The organism is Alistipes sp. cv1 (assembly GCF_900240235.1).
GTDB classification, from domain to species: Bacteria; Bacteroidota; Bacteroidia; order Bacteroidales; family Rikenellaceae; genus Alistipes_A; species Alistipes_A hominis.
This window is the reverse complement of record NZ_OEPW01000007.1, coordinates 88,147-110,369: the sequence shown is the minus strand read 5'-3', so window position 1 is coordinate 110,369 and position 22,223 is coordinate 88,147. Positions and strand designations below refer to the sequence as shown.

The 22,223-nt window shown below is 55.2% G+C and carries 17 protein-coding genes; 11 read left to right on the top strand and 6 right to left on the bottom strand.

The annotated features are described in order from the left end of the window. Positions 1-2: 2 nt before the first annotated feature. Genes C1A08_RS11345 through purH form a run of 4 tightly spaced genes read right to left on the bottom strand, consistent with a single transcriptional unit; the run spans position 3 to position 4,015 of the window. Entirely contained in the window at positions 3-518 is a 516-nt protein-coding gene (locus tag C1A08_RS11345; RefSeq protein ID WP_055203060.1) for a hypothetical protein, read from the bottom strand. 34 nt (positions 519-552) lie between these two features. Then, positions 553-1,416 (bottom strand): rod shape-determining protein MreC, encoded by an 864-nt coding sequence (gene mreC / locus C1A08_RS11340; protein WP_101573561.1) that lies wholly within the window; start codon positions 1,414-1,416, stop codon positions 553-555. 27 nt (positions 1,417-1,443) lie between these two features. After that, positions 1,444-2,463 carry a rod shape-determining protein gene (locus C1A08_RS11335; RefSeq protein WP_055203064.1) on the bottom strand — a complete coding sequence of 340 codons (1,020 nt, stop codon included), beginning with the start codon at positions 2,461-2,463 and terminating at the stop codon, positions 1,444-1,446. Positions 2,464-2,494: 31 nt separating this feature from the next. Further along, positions 2,495-4,015, bottom strand: coding sequence for a bifunctional phosphoribosylaminoimidazolecarboxamide formyltransferase/IMP cyclohydrolase (gene purH / locus C1A08_RS11330; RefSeq protein ID WP_055203582.1), 1,521 nt, complete (start codon positions 4,013-4,015; stop codon positions 2,495-2,497). A 277-nt stretch (positions 4,016-4,292) separates the two neighbouring features. Between purH and C1A08_RS11325 the strand changes: the two genes are divergently transcribed. The 9 genes from C1A08_RS11325 to C1A08_RS11285 all read left to right on the top strand — a co-directional run bounded on the left by C1A08_RS11325 (position 4,293) and on the right by C1A08_RS11285 (position 15,926). Further along, a complete protein-coding gene (locus C1A08_RS11325; RefSeq protein ID WP_055203583.1) occupies positions 4,293-5,300 on the top strand; it encodes an NAD(P)H-dependent glycerol-3-phosphate dehydrogenase in 1,008 nt (335 codons plus the stop codon). Positions 5,301-5,332: 32 nt separating this feature from the next. Then, complete coding sequence (locus C1A08_RS11320; RefSeq protein ID WP_101573560.1) at positions 5,333-6,676, top strand: glucose-6-phosphate isomerase; 1,344 nt, start codon at positions 5,333-5,335, stop codon at positions 6,674-6,676. Between the two features lie 218 nt (positions 6,677-6,894). Further along, positions 6,895-7,896, top strand: a complete 1,002-nt coding sequence (locus C1A08_RS11315) for a class II fructose-bisphosphate aldolase (RefSeq protein ID WP_055203068.1) — start codon at positions 6,895-6,897, stop codon at positions 7,894-7,896. 207 nt (positions 7,897-8,103) lie between these two features. Then, positions 8,104-8,874 carry a menaquinone biosynthetic enzyme MqnA/MqnD family protein gene (locus C1A08_RS11310; protein WP_101573558.1) on the top strand — a complete coding sequence of 257 codons (771 nt, stop codon included), beginning with the start codon at positions 8,104-8,106 and terminating at the stop codon, positions 8,872-8,874. Positions 8,875-8,944: 70 nt separating this feature from the next. Then, positions 8,945-9,895, top strand: a complete 951-nt coding sequence (locus C1A08_RS11305) for a CorA family divalent cation transporter (protein WP_055203071.1) — start codon at positions 8,945-8,947, stop codon at positions 9,893-9,895. Positions 9,896-9,926: 31 nt separating this feature from the next. Continuing rightward, positions 9,927-11,366, top strand: coding sequence for an NfeD family protein (locus tag C1A08_RS11300; protein ID WP_228385732.1), 1,440 nt, complete (start codon positions 9,927-9,929; stop codon positions 11,364-11,366). 174 nt (positions 11,367-11,540) lie between these two features. Next, positions 11,541-11,813: a 30S ribosomal protein S15 gene (gene rpsO, locus C1A08_RS11295; protein ID WP_055203075.1), complete on the top strand. Its 273-nt coding sequence runs from the start codon at positions 11,541-11,543 to the stop codon at positions 11,811-11,813. Positions 11,814-11,945: 132 nt separating this feature from the next. Continuing rightward, a complete protein-coding gene (gene pnp / locus C1A08_RS11290; RefSeq protein WP_101573554.1) occupies positions 11,946-14,075 on the top strand; it encodes a polyribonucleotide nucleotidyltransferase in 2,130 nt (709 codons plus the stop codon). A gap of 264 nt (positions 14,076-14,339) precedes the next feature. Then, the gene (locus tag C1A08_RS11285; RefSeq protein WP_228385731.1) at positions 14,340-15,926 is read left to right on the top strand and encodes a tetratricopeptide repeat protein; all 1,587 of its coding nucleotides are present in this window, start codon (positions 14,340-14,342) and stop codon (positions 15,924-15,926) included. Positions 15,927-16,328: 402 nt separating this feature from the next. On the opposite strand, the gene C1A08_RS11280 is transcribed toward C1A08_RS11285, so the two are convergent. Further along, positions 16,329-18,764 (bottom strand): sugar-binding domain-containing protein, encoded by a 2,436-nt coding sequence (locus C1A08_RS11280; protein WP_101573552.1) that lies wholly within the window; start codon positions 18,762-18,764, stop codon positions 16,329-16,331. A gap of 239 nt (positions 18,765-19,003) precedes the next feature. Then, complete coding sequence (locus tag C1A08_RS11275; protein WP_101573550.1) at positions 19,004-20,236, bottom strand: YeiH family protein; 1,233 nt, start codon at positions 20,234-20,236, stop codon at positions 19,004-19,006. 728 nt (positions 20,237-20,964) lie between these two features. On the opposite strand from C1A08_RS11275, the gene C1A08_RS11270 reads away from it, so the two are divergent. After that, positions 20,965-21,561, top strand: coding sequence for a DNA-3-methyladenine glycosylase I (locus C1A08_RS11270; protein ID WP_101573548.1), 597 nt, complete (start codon positions 20,965-20,967; stop codon positions 21,559-21,561). A gap of 189 nt (positions 21,562-21,750) precedes the next feature. After that, complete coding sequence (locus C1A08_RS11265; protein ID WP_055203593.1) at positions 21,751-22,197, top strand: hypothetical protein; 447 nt, start codon at positions 21,751-21,753, stop codon at positions 22,195-22,197. The last annotated feature ends 26 nt before the right edge of the window (positions 22,198-22,223 follow it).

Below are 22,223 nucleotides of genomic sequence, written 5' to 3'. Positions count from 1 at the left end.
CGTTACGGTTTTTGACGGTTGACCGAGAACAGGCGTTGGCAGAAATACACCAGCAGCAGCGTAACCGCCGAACTCAGGAGGATCCGCAGCAGCGTAAGGTAGAAGAAGTGCAGCGACAGCGTTTCGAAAATAAAGAATACCGTGCTGTGCAGCAGCACCATGAAGGAGGCGTATTTGATGAATTTTTTGATCCCGAGCCGGTTGACGTTCGGAATTCCGCCGTCCTTCACCTCGTCTTTGCCGGCCAGCAGGTTCAGCAGCGTCGGGCGGCAGAATGCGACGAACAGCGTGGCGATCGTGTTGATTCCGGCCGTTCCCATGAAAACGTCCATCGTGACGCCCATCAACAGTCCGAGCGTCAGCAACAGCAGCGGCGCGATCTCCATCGGCAGCAGGATGATAAAGGCGACGTAGGCCAGCGGATGAATGTAGACGCTGACCCCGATCCGGCTGAACAGGAAAACCTGCAACAGGGCCATTACCACGAATAGGATCGTATATTCCAGCGTTCTGTACATCGTTTCTTCGTCGTTTGCAGTGTGTTTGGCCGCTTTATTGCACAGCGGCCGAAGTCATCGAAACGTCGTTTTCCAGCGTTTCGCGCTCTTCGGCGTCCAGGTATTTGATCACCACTACGTTGTTCAGTGCGGCGATGTCGGTATGCAGTTTTACCCGGACGTCGTAATAGGTCGCGTTGTTCAGTTCGAAGTCCGCCACCGTGCCGATCATGAGTCCCGGCGGAAACCGTGACGAGTGCGAGGTCGTCACGATCGTGTCGCCGACATGGATCTGCGCGTATTTTGCGATTTCGGTCAGCATGACGTATTCGTAACTCGCGCCGTCCCACGAAACCGATCCGAAATAGTCGGTTCCTTTGATCTTTCCGCTCGTTTTGAAGCCGCGGTTCAGCACCGACATACACACGGCGAAATGATCCGAACAGTTCATTACGTAACCCGCGATGCCCCTGTCGGCCACGACCGCCATATCGGGCTGCAAGCCGTCTTCGACGCCGCGGTTCAGCGTGATGTAGTTCTCCTGCCGGATGATCGAGTTGTTGATGACCCGAGCCGGGAAGTAAGCGAACTGCCGTCGGCCGGCGACAGAATCTTCGGTGAAAAGCAGCGAGTCCGGCGGTACGGCCGGGTCGCTGCCGTCGCGCCGCAAACCGTCGAGTTCGTTTTCCAGCAGTGCTACCCGGGCAGTCAGCGCTGCATTCTCCTTTTTCAGGTGCAGGTAGCTGTTCAGTCCCGATATCTGCGAATAGATACCGCCTACAACATAGTTGGAGGCGGTAATCAGCTTCGCTTTCGTGTAGCTGGTGCTGTTTGCGTAATAGTGTATCGCAAACGCTTCGAGAATGATGAAGATCAATACGAAATGGATCTTCTTGATGAACAGGAAAAACTTGATCATTCTCTTGCGGCGGTTCGTGTTAAAGGGTTATCGCATCAAGAACGAAAAACGTCCGATGTTCTTCAGCGCAATGCCCGTGCCCCGCGCTACGGCGCGCAGCGGGTCTTCGGCGATGTGGAACGGGATATTGGTTTTCTCGGACAGCCTCCGGTCGAGCCCTTTGAGCAACGCTCCGCCGCCGGCGAGGTAAATCCCGTTTCGGGCGATGTCGGCATACAATTCGGGCGGAACCATTTCGAGTACCTTCATAATTGCCGCGTCGATTTTGACGAGCGATTTTTCGAGCGCGTAGGCCATTTCGCTGTACGAGACGCTCAGTACCGACGGCAACGACGTCAGGATGTTCGGCCCCGTCACTTCGAAGTCTTCAGGCTCTTCCTCCAATTCCGACAGCGCTGCCCCGACCGCGATCTTGATGTCCTCGGCCGTCCGTTCGCCGATGCGCATGTTGTGCTGCTGACGGATATAGGTCTGTATGTCTTCGGTAAAGACGTCTCCGGCAACGTTGATACTCTCGCTGCAGACGATTCCTCCGAGCGAGATGCAAGCGATTTCGGTCGTACCGCCTCCGATGTCGACTACCATGTTGCCTTCGGGGGCTTCGACGTCGAGTCCGGCGCCGAGCGCGGCGGCCATCGGTTCGTAGATCATATACACTTCGCGGCCGCCGGCGTGTTCGGCCGAATCGCGCACGGCCCGGATCTCCACGTTGGTCGAGCCGGACGGGATGCAGATCACCATTTTCAGCGACGGACTGAACAGCCGTCCGTTGCTCTTGACCATTTTGATCAGACCGCGCAGCATGATCTCCGCGGCGTTGAAATCGGCGATCACGCCGTCTTTCAACGGGCGTACCGTCTTGATATTCTGATGGGTTTTGCCGTGCATCTGGCGCGCTTTTTTGCCGATCGCCATCGCCTTGCCGGTATGCTGGTCGAGCGCCACGATCGACGGCTCGTCCACGACGATTTTCCCGTTGCTGATTATGATCGTGTTGGCCGTGCCGAGGTCGATGGCCAACTCCTGTGTCAATGAAAATAAGCCCATAATCGTTAGGTCTTTATAGTGAGAGGGTTTGTTAGTGCTTGAAATGTCTGAGACCGGTGAACAACATTGCCATGCCGTTCGCGTTGCAGTAGTCGATGCTCTCCTGGTCGCGTACCGAGCCGCCCGGCTGAATCACGGCGTCGATGCCCTCCTTGTGGGCGATTTCGACGCAGTCGCCGAACGGGAAGAACGCATCCGACGCCATCACGGCCCCCGTCAGGTCGAACCCGAAACTTTTGGCTTTCGCGATGGCCTGTTTCAGCGCATCCACGCGCGAGGTTTGGCCGATGCCGCTGGCGATCAGCATACCGGCCTTGGCCAGTACGATCGCGTTGCTCTTGGAATGTTTTACGATCTTGTTCGCGAAGATCAAGTCTTTGAGCTGTTCGGGCGCGGCCTGTTTCTCGGTCGCGTAGCGCGGTTCGCCGTCTACGCCTCCGACTTTCAGGTCGCGATCCTGCACCGCTACGCCGTTCAGCAGCGAACGGAACTGTTTCGGACAGCGCGTCGTATCTTTCAGCCGCAGAATGATGCGGTTTTTCTTGCATTCCAGGACGGCGAGCGCCTCGTCGGTGTACGAGGGCGCCAGGATCACTTCGAAGAAAAGCTTGTTGATCTCTTCGGCGGTCGTCGCATCCACTTCGCGGTTACAGATCAGCACGCCGCCGAAAGCCGAAACCGGGTCGCCGGCCAGCGCGTCTTTCCACGCTTCGGACAGCGTCGGGCGCGTCGCCACGCCGCAGGCGTTGTTGTGTTTCATGATTACGAAGGTCGGTTCGTCGAACTCTTCGATCAGGTTGATCGCCGCGTCGATGTCGAGCATGTTGTTGTACGAGATGTCCTTGCCGTGCAGTTTGTCGAACAGTCGTTCGAGGTCGCCGTAGAAGACGGCCGACTGGTGGGGATTCTCCCCGTAGCGCAGCGGCGTTCCGCCGTTGAAACTCAGCTTGAACGAGCCGATCTGTTCTTGGCGGTTGAAATAGTTGAAGATGGCCGAATCGTAGTGCGAGCTGACGTCGAACGCATAGGCTGCGAAACGACGGCGCTGTTCGAGCGTCGTAGCGCATTGTTGGGCGGTAATGATTTCGTAGAATTCGGCGTATTGGTCGACCGACGGTACGATCACCACGTCCTTGAAGTTTTTCGCTGCGGCGCGGATCAGCGAGATGCCCCCGATGTCGATTTTTTCGATCACGGCCTGCTCTTCGGCCCCCGAAGCGACGGTTTGTTCGAAGGGATAGAGGTCGACGATCACCGCGTCGATTTCCGGGATCTCGTATTGAGCGGTCTGTTCGGCGTCCTGCGGATTGTCGCGGCGGGAGAGGATCCCTCCGAAAACTTTCGGATGGAGCGTTTTCACGCGTCCGCCGAGGATCGACGGATACCCCGTCAGGCTCTCGACCGACACGGCTTTCAGACCGAGTCCCTCGATGAACGAAAGGGTTCCGCCGGTCGAATAGATCGTTACGCCGTCCTCCGCTAATTTTCTGACAATCTGTTCCAGGCCGTCTTTGTAGTAGACCGAAATAAGTGCTCCTTTTATCTTTTTCACCGTCTTGTATGGTTTAGTATTTATCAATCGTACAAAGATACAAAAAAAGAGTTTACAGCTTGAGTTTATACTTCAAAAAATGGATTGTGTCTCTTTTTTTTGTTTCCGGCCGTTTTGCCGGTGCGGCGGACGGTCCGTAAAATGAAGTTTTTGGTCGCCGGGCGGTGGCGGTGCGGTTCCGGGTGCGATTTATGCGGCTGTTTCCGGATAAAACGGCTCCGGAATAGCGAAAATTTTAAATAATTTGTAAATTTGTGGTTTGAAAGCGAATAAAATCATGGCGTACAACATCGATCGGAACGCGCGGTGTGCGGTGGTCGGTCACGGCAGTTGGGCTACGGCTCTGGTCAAGATACTTCTCGAAAACGAACGGAACGTCGGCTGGTACATCCGCAACCGGGATGTCCTGGAGCATGTGCGTAAGCACGGGACCAACCCGCGCTACCTGCGGGACGTCCGTTTCGATCCGGGGAGCCTGCACCTGTCGGACAGTCTCGACGAGGTGGCGCGCGATGCGGAGATCGTCGTGCTGGCAGCTCCGTCCGTTTACCTGAAAACGACGCTCGAACCCCTGACCGAACCGCTCGGCGATAAATTCATCGTCTCTGCGATCAAAGGCATCGTTCCCGACGATCTGATCACGGTGGCCGAGTACGTCAACCGCCGGTACGACGTTCCGTTCGATCAGATCGGGATCGTGTCCGGCCCGTGCCATGCCGAAGAGGTGGCGCTCGAACGGCTCTCCTACCTGACGGTCGTTTGCAAGACGCTCGAAAACTCGCGCATCCTGGGCGATAAAATTCGGACCGATTATATAAACGTCGGTCATTCGACCGACATATACGGCATAGAATATGCTTCCGTGCTGAAAAATATTTATGCGATTGCGGTCGGGATCGCGGTCGGCCTCGGTTACGGGGATAATTTTCTGGCCGTGCTGATTTCGAACGGGGCGATGGAGATGTCGCGTTTCATGTCGCAGACTTATCCCAGCAACCGGAATACGTTCGCATCGGCTTATCTGGGCGACCTGTTGGTTACTTCCTATTCGCAGTTCAGTCGCAACCGTCGGTTCGGACTGATGATCGGCAAGGGCTATTCGGTGCATTCGGCGCAGATGGAGATGAGCATGGTGGCCGAAGGGTATTACGCGGCCGAATGCATTATGAAAATCAACCGGCAGCGCGGCGTGGATATGCCGATTGCGCGGATGGTGTACGACGTTCTCTATGACGGCGCTTCGCCGTCGGTCTCGGTCGGCCGGTTGACCGGACGGCTGCTGTAAAGGCATGTAAAATCCATCAAAACATAATTATCATGAGTATTATTAAAGTTTCTATCGACAAAATCTACGGGATTCTCGAACCCGTGGATCTCGAATTGATAAAAGAACGGGTCGAAGTGTCGAACCGCATGTTGTCCGACGGCAGCGGCGACGGGAACGATTTTCTGGGGTGGGTGGACCTGCCCGAGCAGATTACCCCCGCCCAACTGGACGCCGTTAACGATTGCGCGAAATCGCTGGCTTCGCTGGCCGAAGTGATCGTGGTGATCGGGATCGGGGGCTCTTACCTCGGGGCGAAAGCCGTGCTGGAAGCCATGAGCGATCCGTTCCAACTGCTGCACAAGAAACAGGATAAGCCGATCGTGCTGTTCGCCGGGCAGAATCTCAGCGAGGACTATCTGTATGAGCTGCTGGCCGCTACGAAGCCGTACAAGCTGGCTGCCATCGTGATCTCCAAGTCCGGGACGACGACCGAGCCGGCCGTTGCTTTCCGGATCGTCAAAGAGGAGATCGAGACCCGTTATGGCAAAGCGGAAGCCGCCAAACGGATCGTTGCCGTGACCGATGCCAAACGCGGCGCACTGCGGACGCTGGCCACGCAGGAGGGCTACGCTACGTTCGTGATTCCGGACGACATCGGCGGACGCTATTCGGTGCTGACGCCGGTCGGCTTGCTGCCGCTGGCCGTTGCCGGAATCAACATCGGCGAATTGGTGCGCGGCGCGCAGGATATGGCGAAAATGACGGCTGCCGACGTTCCGTTCGACGAAAATCCGGCCGTTCAGTATGCGGCTGCGCGGAACGCGTTGTACAAAAAGGGGTATAAGATCGAGATACTGGCCAGCTACGATCCGAGGCTCCAGTACGTGTCCGAATGGTGGAAGCAGCTTTACGGGGAGAGCGAAGGGAAAGAAGGCAAAGGTATCTTCCCGGCCAGCGTGACGCTGACCGCCGACCTGCACTCGATGGGACAGTATATCCAACAGGGCGAACGCACGCTGATAGAGACGGTTATCAGCGTCGAAAAGCCGCGGCACAGTCTGAAGATCGATTCCGATCCGGATAACCTGGACGGACTGAACTACCTGGCCGGCAAACGGATCGGCGAAGTGAATCTGATGGCCGAGATGGGGACGATGCTGGCCCACGTGGACGGCGGTGTGCCGAATATCCGGATCGAAATTCCCGAGTTGAACGAGTACTACCTCGGCGCCCTGCTCTACTTCTTCGAAAAATCATGCGGTATCAGCGGTTATACGTTGGGCGTCAATCCGTTCGATCAGCCGGGCGTGGAGGCGTACAAGAAGAATATGTTCGCGCTGCTCGGCAAGCCGGGTTACGAGGACGAGGGCAAATTGCTGCGTGCCCGGTTGTAAGTCCGCTGCGGATTCGGCGAACGGGAATTTTAAATTTTTTTACGAAACTCGTCGGATTGCGCCGGAAAATGATTAAATTTGAAACCCGGATCGGACGGAATCGACCGGGAAAGCGTCCGGATGCGATTGCGCCGGACGGACGGTCGGCGCAACGACGTTGCGAGGCGGCCGCCGTAAACGGAGAATTTCCGAATTTGTTAACCTAAAAATAAGTTGTCATGGTAAATTACAAAGATTTGGGTCTTGTGAACACGAGAGAGATGTTTAAAAAGGCCATCGAGGGCAAATACGCCATCGCTGCATTCAACTTCAATAACATGGAGCAGATGCAGGCCATTATTCAGGCTACCGTCGAAACGAAATCGCCGGTGATCCTGCAGGTGTCGAGCGGTGCCCGTAAGTATGCCAATCAGACCCTGCTTCGTTATATGGCTCAGGGTGCGGTGGAATATGCCAAGGAACTGGGTTGCGCTCATCCGCAGATCGTGCTGCACCTCGACCACGGCGATTCGTTCGAACTCTGCAAGTCGTGCATCGACATGGGTTTCTCGTCGGTGATGATCGACGGTTCGCACCTGCCCTACGAAGAGAATATCGCGCTGACCAAGAAAGTGGTCGACTACGCGCACCAGTTCGACGTGACCGTCGAAGGCGAGCTCGGCGTACTGGCCGGTATCGAGGACGACGTGAAGGCCGAACACCACACCTACACCGAACCCGACCAGGTAGTCGATTTCGTATCGCGTACCGGCGTCGATTCGCTGGCTATCTCGATCGGAACGTCGCACGGCGCCAATAAATTTACGCCGGAGCAGTGCACCCGCGACGCCAACGGCGTTCTGGTTCCGCCCCCGTTGCGTTTCGATATTCTTCAGGAGATCGAAAAGCGCATTCCTGGCTTCCCGATCGTGTTGCACGGATCTTCGTCGGTTCCGCAGGATCTGGTCGCCGTTATCAACAAATACGGCGGCGCGCTGAAAGATGCGATCGGTATTCCCGAAGAACAGCTCCGCAAGGCTGCCGAAAGCGCCGTTTGCAAGATCAACATCGACTCCGACGGCCGTCTGGCGATGACCGCTGCCGTTCGTGAAGTGCTGGCTACCAAGCCGGCCGAGTTTGACCCGCGCAAATACCTGGGCCCGGCCCGCGAAAGCCTGAAAAAATTGTACGAACACAAACTGATTAATGTACTGGGATCGGCCGGCAAAGTTCAATGCTAACCGTCCGTCCGTTTCGACCCCGAGACGCCGTCCATTGCGGACGGCGTCTCTTTTTTTTGTCGCCGCGCCTTGTACATTGCCGTTTTTTGGTTACCTTCGCGTCACGGGAAAGTGGTTTGTCACCGAGAAAGCACTCTGCCAACAGCCTGACCCGCATCCGTTTGAAGGCGGTGCGGATATTGTTCAACGAATTTTGAAGCTGTATGGATGATGATGCGGAACCGAATAGTTGCGGTATCTTACCTCAATACCATACCTTTTATATATGGTATCGAGCATGCGGGAATTGACCTGTATGCCGATCTTTTGCTCTCCCCGCCCCGGGGATGCGCTTCCCTGTTGCGCGACGGCGGCGCGGAAATCGCGCTGATTCCCGTAGCGGCCGTCCCGTCGATTCCCGATATCCGCATCGTTACGCCGTTCTGCATCGGTGCGAGCCGTTCGGTTCGCACGGTGGTGTTGGCGGCTGATTCTCCGCTGGATCGGCTCGATACGATTTATCTCGACAGCCATTCGCTGACTTCGGTGAGACTGGCGCGCATCCTCGCGTCGAAGTTGTGGGGGATCCGTCCCGAATGGAAAGAACTGAAAGATTTCTCTGCACTGAACGCTCCGCAGCCGCGGACGGGGTATCTGATCATCGGCGACAAGGTGTTCGACCATGAGGAAAAGTTCCGGTATCGTTACGATCTGGCCGACGCATGGCGTGAAATGACGGGGCTTCCTTTCGCTTTCGCGGCGTGGGTGGCGCGTTCCGGCGTGGACGACCGGACCGTCGAACGGCTCGCCGAGGCGCTCGATTACGGCGTCCGGCACATTCCCGAAGCGATCGCTTGTTACGGTTACGGCGACAGAAGTTATGCTTACGATTACCTGACGCGGAATATCGATTTTGTTTTTGATGAGCAGAAGCGCCGTGCGACGGCGCTTTACTGGCAGGAGGGCAGGAAGATCGACCCTCCGATCAATCCCGGTTGAACTTCCGGTTGACGCGCCCCCGGAGGGGACGGAAGCGACCCGACTATTCACCCTCTAAAGCTCAAGAACAATGATTACTATTTACCTGAAGCAATATAACAAAATCGTTCGCAACGCGGACGTCAGGCTTTTCGACGATCTCGGTTACGACGATATTTTGTGGATCGACCTGCTTTCTCCGACGATCAAAGAGCAGAAAGCCGTGGAGAACTTTTTGGAGATCAACCTACAGACGCGTCAGCAGGTCGAGGAGATCGAGAGTTCGTCCAAATATTCGGAAACCGAGAATGCGATCATCTGCAATTCGAACTTTTTCATTCCGAATCCCGAGGCGTTCAGTATCGAGCCCGTTTCGTTCATCATTACCGAAGGCGTGTTGGTGTCGGTGCGCACCAGCGAATTCAGGACGTTTACCGAAAGCGCGAAACGGCTGCAGATGAACTACCGGGCCTACTCGACCGGCTACCACCTGCTGATCTCGATCCTCGAGGTGCGGATCGATTTCGATGCCGACTTGGTCGAAGCCCTGGCCAAAAACATCGCCACGCTGAGCAAAAACATGAACCTCAGCGAACATATCGACAAGGAAACCCTCAAGCAGATCAGCCACATGCAGGAGAATACGATGTTGATCCGCGAAAACATCTTCGACCGGCAGCGTATCCTGTCGGGCATCCTGCGCAGCGAACGTTTCCCGAACGACATCTATCCGAAGCTGCAACTGATGATCAAGGACGTCAATTCGCTGATCAATCATGCCGATTTCAGTTCCGAACGGCTCGACTACATGCAGGATACCGCGCTCGGTCTGATTAATATCGAACAGAGTAACGTGACCAAGATCTTTACCGTCGCCGCGCTGTTTTTCATGCCTCCGACGATGATCGCCAGCATCTACGGAATGAATTTCGAGAGCATCCAGGAGTTGCGCTGGCAGTACGGCTATGAGTTCGCGCTGGGGCTGATGGTGCTCGTGTCTGCGCTTACGTACCTGTTTTTCCGGTGGAAGAAATGGCTTTAGGAGTGTCCGAAATATGAACTTTACAGTCTTCATGCCTATGAGAACAAACCGGATGAAATACGTCGGGATCGTTTTGGCGCTGTTGCTCGGGACGTTTTCCGGGCGCGCGGCCGATTCTACGGGGCGGAAGTTGGTCTATACCTTCCCGATCCGCGAAGACATCATGCCGTCGGTCGAACGGCTGACCGGGAAATGCCTCGCGCAGGCGGACGAGATGGGAGCCGACCTGGTGGTTATCCAAATGAATACGTACGGCGGAGTCGTCGCGGCGGCCGATTCGATCCGCACGATGCTGCTCAATTCCCGGATTCCGGTATGGGTGTGGATCGACAACCAGGCCGCTTCGGCCGGCGCGTTGATCGCGCTGGCGGCCGATCGCATTTACATTCGTCCGGGCGGCAATATCGGCGCCGCGTCGGTGGTCGATCAGCAGGGGCGGCCGATGCCGGACAAGTACCAGAGTTTCATGCGCGCGACAATGCGGTCGACAGCCGAAGCCCACGGCAAGGTCGTGGAGCGGGTAGACGGAACGGATACCGTCTGGCGCTGGCGGCGCGATCCGGCGATCGCCGAAGCGATGGTCGGGACGACCGCCGGGGACAGTACGACGGTCGGCGTCCTGACGCTGACGGCCGACGAGGCCCTCGCCCGGCATTACAGCGAAGGCAAGGCCGTTTCGGTCGCCGAGGTGCTGTCGAATGCCGGAGTCGTCGATTATACGCTTCATGAATACAATCCGACGACGCTCGACCGCGTGCTCGGCTGGTTGATGAACCCGTTCGCGCAGGGAATTTTCATCATGCTGATCGTCGGCGGGATCTACTTCGAGTTGCAGACCCCCGGAGTGGGTTTCCCGCTGGTTGCCGCCGTGCTCGGAGCCGTGCTTTATTTTTCGCCGCTTTACCTCGAGGGGATGGTGCAGAATTGGGAACCGATCCTTTTTGTCGTCGGGCTGCTGCTGATCGCCGTCGAGATTTTCGTGCTGCCGGGGTTCGGCATTGCGGGGATCGCCGGGATCGTGGCGGTTGTGACGGGGCTTGCGTTCGCCGCGATTGACAACGATGTTTTGCGGCACGTCTTTTCCGGAGAACTGTCCGCCGGGCGGATCGTCCGGCCGTTTCTGGTCGTTATCGTCGGTTCCGTCGCGGCATTCGTCGCCGCGCTTTATTTCGGCCGCCGCTTTTTGACGGGCGATTCGCGGTTGCGCAGCCGGATCGTGCTGACGACCGACCTGACTCCCGAACAGGGTTATGTCGGCCACCGGTTGCCGCAGGACGGCCTGGTCGGCCGCACCGGGACGGTCACCGCCGTTCTGCGTCCGTCCGGAAAGATCGTGCTCGACGGGATTTATTACGATGCGGTCGCCGAAAACGGACTTTTTATCGGACGGGGCGAAAAAGTGCGGGTCGTACGCGTCGGGAACGGGCAACTCTATTGCAAACAGGACTTTTCAGACCCTTCGGAATCCTGAAACGATCTCCCCTCGGTCGCCGAAAACGGATTTTCTGTAAAAAATGCGATCTTTCTTTGATTATTAGTTGGTTGCTTCGTAAAAAAACGTTAGATTTGCAGTCGCTTTGAGAAGACTCTCTTTTGAGGAAGGAGGGTAGCCAAGGCGGAATACAAACCTTTTAAATTCAAAACAATGGGTTATTTAAATGCAGACAAAAAGCAGGAGCTTTTTGCAACCTACGGAAAGTCTAATACCGACACCGGTTCTCCCGAGAGCCAGGTAGCGTTATTTTCTTACCGTATCAACCACCTCACCGAGCACCTCAAAAAAAACAAGAAAGACTTCGGTACGCAGCGCTCGCTGCTGCGTCTGGTCGGAAAACGCCGTCAGCTTCTTGATTATTTGAAAAAGGTTGATATTGAAAGATATAGAGCCGTAGTAAAAGCTCTGGAACTCAGGAAGTAATTTTCCGGGTTACCGACGGAATAGGCTGCCCTCTCGTAGGGCAGCTTTATTCTCATTAAAACGGTTCTTTTTCGGAGAGTGCGGATTGCCCGTTGAATTTAGTTTTTCACAGACACTTAGAAGGATAAAAACATGTATAATGCAACACAAAAGGTGATTTCATTGAGCGGAGGTCGCGAGATAATCATCGAAACCGGAAAATTAGCAAAACAAGCCGACGGTTCGGTTGTTGTCAAACAGGGCAACACCATGTTGCTCGCCACGGTGACGGCAGCCAAAGAGGCTAAGGACGACTGCGATTTTATGCCGCTGTCGGTCGAATACAAGGAAAAATACGCATCCTGCGGTCGTTTCCCCGGCGGGTTCCTGAAACGGGAAGGCCGTGCGTCGGATTACGAAATTCTCGTATCGCGTTTGATCGACCGCGCGCTGCGGCCGCTGTTCCCTTCCGATTTCCATGCGGAAGTATTCGTTACCGTCAACTTGATTTCCGCCGATAAAGATATCATGCCCGATGCGCTGGCCGGGCTGGCCGCGTCGGCTGCGCTGGCCGTTTCGGACGTTCCGTTCGGCGGCCCGATTTCCGAGGTGCGCGTGTCGCGGATCAACGGGGAGTTCGTGATCAATCCGACGTTCTCGCAGAACGCCGACGCCGATCTGGACATCATGGTGGGCGCTACGATCGACAACATCCTGATGGTCGAAGGCGAGATGAAAGAGGTGTCCGAAGCGGTCATGCTCGACGCCATCAAATTCGCTCATGAAGAGATCAAAAAGCACTGTGCCGCGCAGATCGAACTTTCAAAAGAGTTGGGTAAGGACGTGAAACGCACCTACTGCCACGAAAGCAACGACGAGGAATTGCGCCAACAGGTGATCGCCGCCACGTACGACAAAGCTTACGAGATCGCGAAGTCGATGACTGCGAAACACGAGCGTTCGGAGAAATTCGATGCGCTGGAAGCCGAATTCGAAGCGCAGTTCAGCGAAGAATTCCTGGCGGAAAAAGGCGCATTGATCAAGCGTTATTTCCACGATGACGTGCTGAAAAAAGCGATGCGCAACATGATTCTCGACGAGGGGATACGTCTGGACGGCCGTAAGACCACCGAGATCCGTCCGATCTGGTGCGAGGTGGATTACCTGCCCGCGGCGCACGGTTCGGCTGTTTTCACGCGCGGCGAAACCCAGTCGCTGACGACTGTAACGCTCGGGACGAAACTCGATGAGAAGCAGATCGACGACGTGCTCGTGAAAGGCACCGAACAGTTCGTGCTGCATTATAACTTCCCGCCGTTCTCGACCGGCGAAGCGCGTCCCGCACGCGGCCTGTCGCGTCGCGAGATCGGCCATGGCAACCTGGCATGGCGCGCGCTGAAGCCGATGGTACCGGTGGGCGAAGAGAATCCGTACGCCGTTCGCGTCGTATCCGATATTCTGGAATCCAACGGTTCGTCCTCGATGGCTACCGTGTGTGCCGGAACGCTGGCGCTGATGGATGCCGGGGTGAAGATCAAGAAACCGGTTTCCGGGATCGCCATGGGGCTGATTACCGACGCCAAAACCGGAAAATACGCCGTGCTGTCCGATATCTTGGGCGATGAAGACCACCTCGGCGACATGGACTTCAAGGTGACCGGTACCAAAGACGGTATTACCGCTACTCAGATGGACATCAAGGTGGACGGTCTTTCGTACGAAGTGCTGGCCAATGCGCTCGAACAGGCCAAACAGGGCCGTATGCACATTCTTGGCAAGATACTTGAAACGATATCCGAACCGCGCGCCGAACTCAAACCGTTCGTTCCGCGGATCGAGCAGATCGTGATCCCGCAGGAATTTATCGGTGCGGTGATCGGCCCGGGAGGCAAAGTGATTCAGGAGATTCAGAAGACGACCGGCACGACGATTACGATCACCGAAAAGGACGAAAAGGGATACGTGGACATTTTCGGCGAAAACAAGGAGGCTCTCGAAGCGGCTATGGCCCGTATCAAAGGGATCGTGGCGATTCCGGAAGTCGGCGAAATTTACCGGGGAAAGATTCGTTCGATCGTCGCTTTCGGCGCATTTGTGGAGATCATGCCGGGCAAAGACGGTCTGCTGCACATCTCCGAAATCGCCAACAAACGTTTCGAAACGATGGAAGAAACCGGCCTGAAGGAGGGCGATATGATCGAAGTCAAACTGATCGGTGTTGATCCTAAAAATGGCAAGCTGAAACTTTCGAAAAAAGCTCTTTTAAAGTCTGATAAACAATAGTTTGATGACTGATATCCTACCCAGGGGAGGTATCGGGTTCAAAAATAAGTCGATTTTTTAATTGTTATTTAAAATATATTCTTATTTTTGCGGATATCAACTATGGCGTTGAGGATTAATAGATTAAAACCAGAGATAAACAATTAATTAATTTTTAAAGCACTGATTATGAAAAGTTTAGTAAAAAGTTTCATGCTCGCTTCTTTAGCAATACTGCTAGCCAGCTGTAATTGCTACAACAAGATGTTGAAAAAAGTGGACAGAGTGAGTGTGTCTGCAACGCCTGCCGTGCTGACCCTGAAGGGTAGCAACGTCGTTACGGACGTACGTGTTGATTTCCCTGCTAAGTACTTCAACAAGAAAGCCGTACTGAAGGTTACTCCGGTTCTGGTATTCGAAGGCGGAGAGTTGGTAGGTACTCCCAAATTCATCCAGGGTGAAAAAGTAAAGGATAACTACACCGTTATTCCTTACAAGACCGGCGGTTCCTATACGCAGGCCGTGTCGTTCCCGTACGACGAACGCGCTAAACTTTCGACCCTCGAACTGCGTATCGAGTCGAAGTGCTCAAAAGGCTGCAAAAAACGCAAGGAATTTACTCCGTTTGCAGCCATCCCGGTTGCCGAAGGCGTAAGCACCATCCAGGCTCTGGCTGACAATGCCGCTTACCTGTCGATCATGCCCGACAACTTCAAGAGAGTGACCACCATTTCTCAGAATGCCGAAATCATGTACCTGATCAACAAATCGAACGTTCGTCCGGGCGAGTTGACCAAGGATCAGGTGAAGATGTTCGAAGCTTTCGTAAAAGAGTACTCGGACAAGGATCGCGCTACGCTGGGTAACGTATATGCAAAAGGTTACGCTTCTCCCGACGGCCCGGTTAAGTTCAACGACGAACTGTCGAAGGCTCGTAGCGAAAGCGGTCAGAAAGCCATCAGCAAAACGCTCGAAAGCGTAAACCCGAAATACGATATCGCCGCTTACGGTGAAGACTGGGAAGGTTTCAAAGAACTGGTTTCTGCTTCGGACATCAAAGACAAAGACCTGATTCTGCAGGTTCTGGCCATGTACGACAATCCGGTGAAACGCGACGAAGAGATCAAGAACATGACTTCCGTATTCGATGTGCTGGCTAAGGAAATCCTGCCGCAGTTGCGTCGTACGAAGCTGATCGCCGATGTGGATATCGAAGGCCGCACCGATGCCGAGATCAAAGAAGCTGCCGCTTCGAACATCGACGTACTGAGCGAAGAAGAGATGCTGTATGCCGCTACGTTGACCGACGATGCCGCTGCCCAGCTGAAAGCTTACCAGGCTGCCGCTACTAAATACAACAGCGTTCGCGGTTACAATAACGCAGGTGTGGTTTATGCGCGTGCCGGTAAAGTTTCTCAGGCTAAAGCCCTGTTCGAAAAGGCTGCAGGTATGAGCAAAGATGCCGCTATCACCAACAACCTGGGCGTCGTAGCCCTGATGAGCGGTGACGCTGCTGCGGCTCAGAAATATTTCGCTGCTCTGAATACGGCCGATTCGAAAGCCAACATGGGTCTGGTTAACCTGGCAGAAGGAAACTATGCCGAGGCTGCCAAAGCGCTGAGCGGTTACAACCTCGCAGTCGCTGAAGTTCTCAACGGCAACCTGTCGAAAGCAAAATCGCTGCTGTCGAACGAAAAATCGGCTGAAGCCGACTACCTGAAAGCAGTTATCGCTATGCGCGAAGGTAATTCTTCTTCCGCTGTTGCCAACCTGAAGAGCGCTATCGCCAAAGATCCCGCTATGAAGGCTCAGGCTACCAAGGACGTCGAGTTCTCGAAACTGTTCGGAACGACCGAGTTCCTCGCTTTGTAAGAGAAACTTACGGATAAAAAACGAAGGCCTCCCCGCTGTCGGGGAGGCCTTCGTTTTTTATCCGTGAATGTCTATGTGAGTATCCGGGAATAAAGGGACGAAGAAGTTCCGAGAGGGGCGTGCCGATGGATCTGGCGGGGGATGCGGATGGTTTTGCGTATGGTCTCGGTTAAGCGTCGTTTGGGGCTTGTCGGGGGTATTCCGACGATCCGGTTTCCGTTCCGGCGAGAGCAAACGGGCGGTTTGCGACGACGGTGCGGAGGAGCGTCGTGTGTTTTCGGACGGATCTGTATATGGGCAATGTTTCGGAAAGACGTTTCGAAGAGAAGGCTGCGGTTCGCAATCGCAGCCTTCTCTTTTACTCGAAAGAACATTTGCCGGGAGAATGTTCGTCCGGCAGATTTAGATCTCGGCTTCGGCTGAAATCAGTCCCGGGGAATCGAAGGTCGCTTTCACGGTGGCGGAATCCGGTTTTAAGTAGACGACCATGCGGCCGCCCGAGCAGCGTCCCCGTTCTGCGGACGCGTATTTGAGGCCCTGCGGGTCGTATTGATTGCCGTTATCGAATCCGAGCAGGCGTTCGGACGGGATGTTTCCAGGGGTAATCTCCGCCTCGGAATCGGGGATACGGATTCCTTCCTTGTCGACGACGCAGAGTTCTACTCGGATAACGTCGTCGTAGCGGAAAATGCGCGATACTTCGACCGCATATGGCTTCCCGGCCGTGAGGAGCCGGTGTTCGGCAACCTTTTTCCCTTGCCTGTAACCGGTTGCCGAAATCGTGCCGGCTTTGAAGGGGACATTCCACAAAGCGTAATAGTCGTTCCGCCCGACCGGCTTCCGGCCCAGGCTGCGCCGGCCGATCCGGAGCTCGACTTCGTCGCAGTTCGAGTAGGCGTAAACTTCCAGGGTGTCCTGATCCCGCCCCTGCCAGTTCCAGTGGTCGGCTACGTTGCGCGGACTCCAATCGAAATCGCGGTCGGGGCCCTGGCGGACGCCGATATGGACGACGGGTTCGTCCGACCAGTAGCTTTTGCGCAGGTAGTATTCCGGTTTCGGGAAGCCGGCGATATCGAGCATTCCTTCGTCCCAGCCGCGGTAATCCGGCCACACGATTTCGCCGAGGTAGTCGTAGCCCACCCAGACGAATTCGCCGATCGCGCTGGCGTTGTCGCGTATCGATACGTGGTTGCGGGTTTTATGATAAGTCTCCGTGCCGAGCAGGATGCGGTTCGGGTAACGGGCGTGTTCGGCGGCGTACAGGCTGTCCGGATGGATGCGGTCGATGTAGTTGTAACCCGCGATGTCGAACTGATCCATAAAGCCGTAAATATTGGCTCCGACGAAGAAGTCGCAGGCGGCGGTTACCGGCCGCGTGGGGTCTTCCTCACGGGTGATGGCTTTCAGCTTTTGTGCGATTTCGATTCCCTGGATGCGCTGGTTCGGAATTTCGTTGCCGAGCACGTACAGCGCGACGCACGGGTGGTTCCGGTCGCGGCGGATCATTCGACGCAGGTCGGTTTCGCCCCACTGATCGAAATAGAGGTGGTAGGTATAGGGCATTTTTCCGTACGAACTTTCCGAATAGCCCCATTCCTGCCCGCGGTTCCATTCGTCGAAAATTTCGTTCGACACGTAAAAACCGAGCGAGTCGCACAGATCGTAGAATTCGGGCGCGAACGGGTAATGGCTGAGCCGAACAGCATTACAGCCCATTGCTTTCAGCGTTTCGAGTCTTTCCTGCCATACCCCGAGCGGTACGGCGCTGCCGAAACAGCCTACGTTCTGGTGCAGGCATACCCCTTGTAGTTTGACCTGCCGGCCGTTGACTTCCATACCCCGTTCGGGCGAAAAACGAATCGTACGCACTCCGACCGGATAGCTTACCCGGTCGGCCTCGCGGCCGTCGTAGGAGATCGTACCGACCAGTTTATAAAGGTAAGGGGTCTGGTCCGACCACAGATGCGGGCGGTCGATTTCGATTTGTTGCCTTAGATCGGCTTCGCTGTAATCCCCGATCCGATGTTTAGTCGAGACCCGTTTTATTTCCTGGCCGTCTGCGTCGTAAAGGATCGAAGTGAGCGTGCATTCCTTCTGCACCCGGTTGTTGGCGTCGGTTTTCGGCGCGGCGTCGGCGTTGCCGTCGCGCAGCCAGACGTACAGCGACTTATTGTCGGTCCAGGTAAACCGCGTCTCGGGGTAGTTGTGGTTGATGACGTGGTAGTTGATTTCGATTCGGGCCCGTTCCGCCGAAACTTCCGGAGTCGTGATGAAAACGCCTCCGTCGGTAAAGTGCATCTGCGACGTGACGATCAGGTGAACGTTCCGGTAGATGCCCGATCCGGTGTACCAGCGCGACCCGGGTTGCAACGAATTGTCGACGCGGACGGCGAGCACGTTCAGCGTATCGCGGCGGACGAAAGGAGTGATGTCGTATTCGAACGAATTGTATCCGTTCGGGTATTCGCCGACCATGCGGCCGTTGATCCATACCTGGGATTTCATGTAGACGCCGTCGAAACGGACGAAAACGCGGTTTCCTTCGGAACCGGCGGGGGCTTCGAAGGAATGCCTGTACCAGCCGGTTCCGCACGGCATGAAGCCGCCTTGCGGTCCGCTCGGATTCCGTTTGTCGTAAGCGCCTGCGATGCTCCAGTCGTGCGGCAGGTCGAGCCGTTGCCAACCGCTGTCGTCGAAGGCCGGTTCGCCGTACGTCCGGTCGTCGTCCAGCGTAAAACGCCAGTTGCGGTTGATATCGATGATTTCACGGGCTTCTGCGGGAAACGCCGCAGGCAGCGCGGCGGCCAGCAGCAGGATCGATCGGTAAATTCGTTTCATCGTGTCGGTTTTGGGTTGTTTAAAATCGATGCAAGTTAACGATTCGAAGATAAATTACCAAAGCCGATGCTTCACCGGGATTTGCAAAAGGAGGATCGCGCCGAAATTTTACGGCTGGACGGATCGCGCCCGTCGGGTCTGACACGGCACAAAATGAATCGTACGAAACCGACGGTTCACCGAATGATTCTGGAGAACCGTCGTTACAAAGGGTTGCAGCATAATCGTTGTGTCGGCGATCAGCCGGCCCACAACCCGAACAGCAGGTAAGCCATTACCAGCGTGACCACGATATTGAATCCCTGGGCGACGAAGAAGGTGGCGATGTTGCTTTTGTTTTCTTTTTTGAAGATGAACCGGAAATCGGTCTCAAGCCCGATGCACACGAAAGCCAGCGAGAACATGACCTCGCGCAGTCCTTTGGCCAATCCCCCGAGCGCTTTGGCCTCCTGCAGCGGCATACAGAAACTGAAGACCAGCGAAGCGATTACGAAACCCACGACAAACTTGGGAAACCGATCCCAGATCACTTTCGCGGTGGGGCGTTCGGTGCGATTGGTTCCGCGCAGCGACCAGTAGATCGAGATGGCGAATGCGGCGATTCCCAGCAGTACGTTTTGGGACGATTTGATGATGACGCTGTACGTCTCGGCCGTTTCTCCCAGGAATTTGCCGGCGGCGACTACGGCTCCCGTCGTGTCGATGGTACCCCCGAGCCATGCTCCCGCCACTTCCGGCGTAAGTCCCATCCATTTTGCCAGAAGCGGCATCAGGTACATCATCGGGATGGCCACGACCAGGACGATGGAAACCACGAAAGACAGCTTTTTGCTGTCGCCTTTGATGGCTCCGCAGGTCGCTATCGCCGCCGATACGCCGCAGATCGATACGGCGCTCGCCAGCATAATGCCCATTTCGCTGTCCAGTTTTAGCTTTCTGGCGAGCCAGAAAGTGAAATACCAGACGGTAAAGACGACGACGACGGCCTGGAGCATACCTAAAGCTCCGGCTTTCAGAATTTCTCCGAACAGAACGGACGTGCCGAGCAGGATCAGGCCGATTTTAATGTAGTATTCGCTTCTGACGGCCGGGGAAAGCCATTTGGGTAATCCGACGGTATTGCGGATCAGTAGTCCTAGAATCACCGAGAAAAAGACGGATTCGAGTCCCGCCGTTTTGATGGACGGAAGCATCGAAACGTATTGACAAAGGGCCGAGAGGACGAATATGGCGGCGAAAGAGGGGATGAAACCCCGCAGCCGGTCGCCCATCAGTTTGATACCGAGCGCGGAAAACAGGGCTGCGATTAAGAACATGCCGGCGACCGATAGCCAGGAACCGGCGGTAGACAATGTTTTGGGAAATGCGGGAATCCAGCCGGGCACTGTTATTACGGCGACCACCAGCAACAGGCCCATGATCGTTGCCATCCAGTCTTCGTTGCGAAAACTACCCCAGAAATTTCGTTTCATAAAGTTCGGTTTGCGATTCCGGGCAAAGATACGCCGATGCGCCGGTAAGTTCAATAGGTGCAAATACTTATTCCGTATTGCGCGGTTTTGCGCACGGGCGGGTGTGCGTGACGCCGGATTCCGGCCGAAACGTTCCGACCGGTCGCGGACGGAGCGTGTGCCGCACGCAATCTTTGGAAAGCCGATACTGTGATGGATTTTCGCCTGTCTTCTCATCATGTTTCTATAAAAACGTCCGACTTGTTTTCAGATCGGACGAATACTTTGCTTGCTTCGCGGGTTGGTGTTCCAGTTACCCGCCAGACAGTATATGTATCGCGGCTTCCTCTCAGTCCGTGCGTATCGGTAAACCGTAAAAAATGCCGTATTCGCACCGCATATTCCCGGCGGGTCTAACTGTCAAATACCTGCCCTACAATGGAATCCAGCCGATTCGACGGCAATAATTCCAAAAGATTCATAACTCTATTACTTAAGTATACGAAACGGCAAATAAAAACGGAAACGGTCTTGCGACACCCGATATCGGAACGCTGGCAACGAGTGTATATCGGATGACTCAAAAGGCCGGAAGCGTCTCGGAACCGGGTTTTGCAGGGGGACGATCACCCTCCGAAGCCGGGCGATCGGGAGGAAAATTCGTTGTTTGTAAATTAACAGAATCGTCCGTTGAAATTTGGCACGACGCTGCGAATCCGCTATCTTCGCCGTATTCAAACATTGTGATTATGCAAGACATCATAAACGGACGCTGCGGCTGGTGCGGAACCGACGAGCTGTATGTGAAATACCATGATCGGGAGTGGGGAAAATTGGTGACCGACGACAAGACGCTGTTCGAGTTTCTCGTGCTGGAGAGCGCCCAAGCCGGATTGAGCTGGATAACTATTCTCAGGAAGCGCGAGGGGTATCGCAAAGCCTTTTGCGATTTCGATGCCGAGCGGGTGGCGCAAATGACCGATGAAGACGTCGAACGGCTGATGCGATTCGACGGCATTGTGAGAAACCGTCTGAAAATCAAAGCGGCGATCACCAATGCAAGGCTGCTGCTCGCCATACAAAAGGAGTTCGGCAGTTTTTACGAATACACCCTGTCGTTCTTCCCCGACAGAAAACCGATTGTCAACACCTTCCGGTCGTTGAGCGAGATTCCGGCATCTTCTCCCGAATCCGACGCCATGAGCAAGGACATGAAAAAACGAGGATTCAAATTCTTCGGGACTACGATTTGTTACGCCCACTTGCAGGCTTCGGGGTTTATCAACGATCACCTGGAGGACTGCATTTGCCGAAAAGATCCGAAATTCCGGCACGTAACCGTATAACCGCATGAAAAACAAGCCGGGCGGGAAACAGGGCGCGCGGATTTCCCGGGTCTCCATGCTCCTCCCGGAAGCGGAAGACGGAAGCAATCCGCACGATCCCGTCCCTCGCGACCTCCTTTTTATCCCTTCCGGGAGATTATATGACTAAAATTATTAATTTTGCCGGTACTAACCGTTCATCTGTGTTTTATGAAAAAGATAGCTGTTCTGCTAACGATCTTGTCGCTGACCGCCGTTACGGGGCTCAGCGCCCAGAACTATAACTGGGCAATCGGCGTCCGCGGCGGCGTAACCGCCTCCGGCATCACCGTACGGCACAATTTCGACCCGGTCAACTCGATCGAAGGTATGCTCGACTTCGCACAGGGATTCAACGTGTACGCCCTCTACGAACGGAACGTGCCGGTAATCGCCAGCGGATTCAACTTCTATTACGGCGCCGGCGTCAACATCGGGTCGTGGGACCATCACGAAGGCAAATTCACGTTCGGGATCAACGGGATCGTCGGACTCGAATACAAAGTCGCTTCGATTCCTCTGGCATTCTCTTTGGATTATAAACCGAACCTGAACGTGATCGGAAAAACCGGATTCCACGCCGCCGATTTCGGGTTGGGCATCAAAGTCACCTTCTGATCGGGCCGTAACGCCCGGATACGACA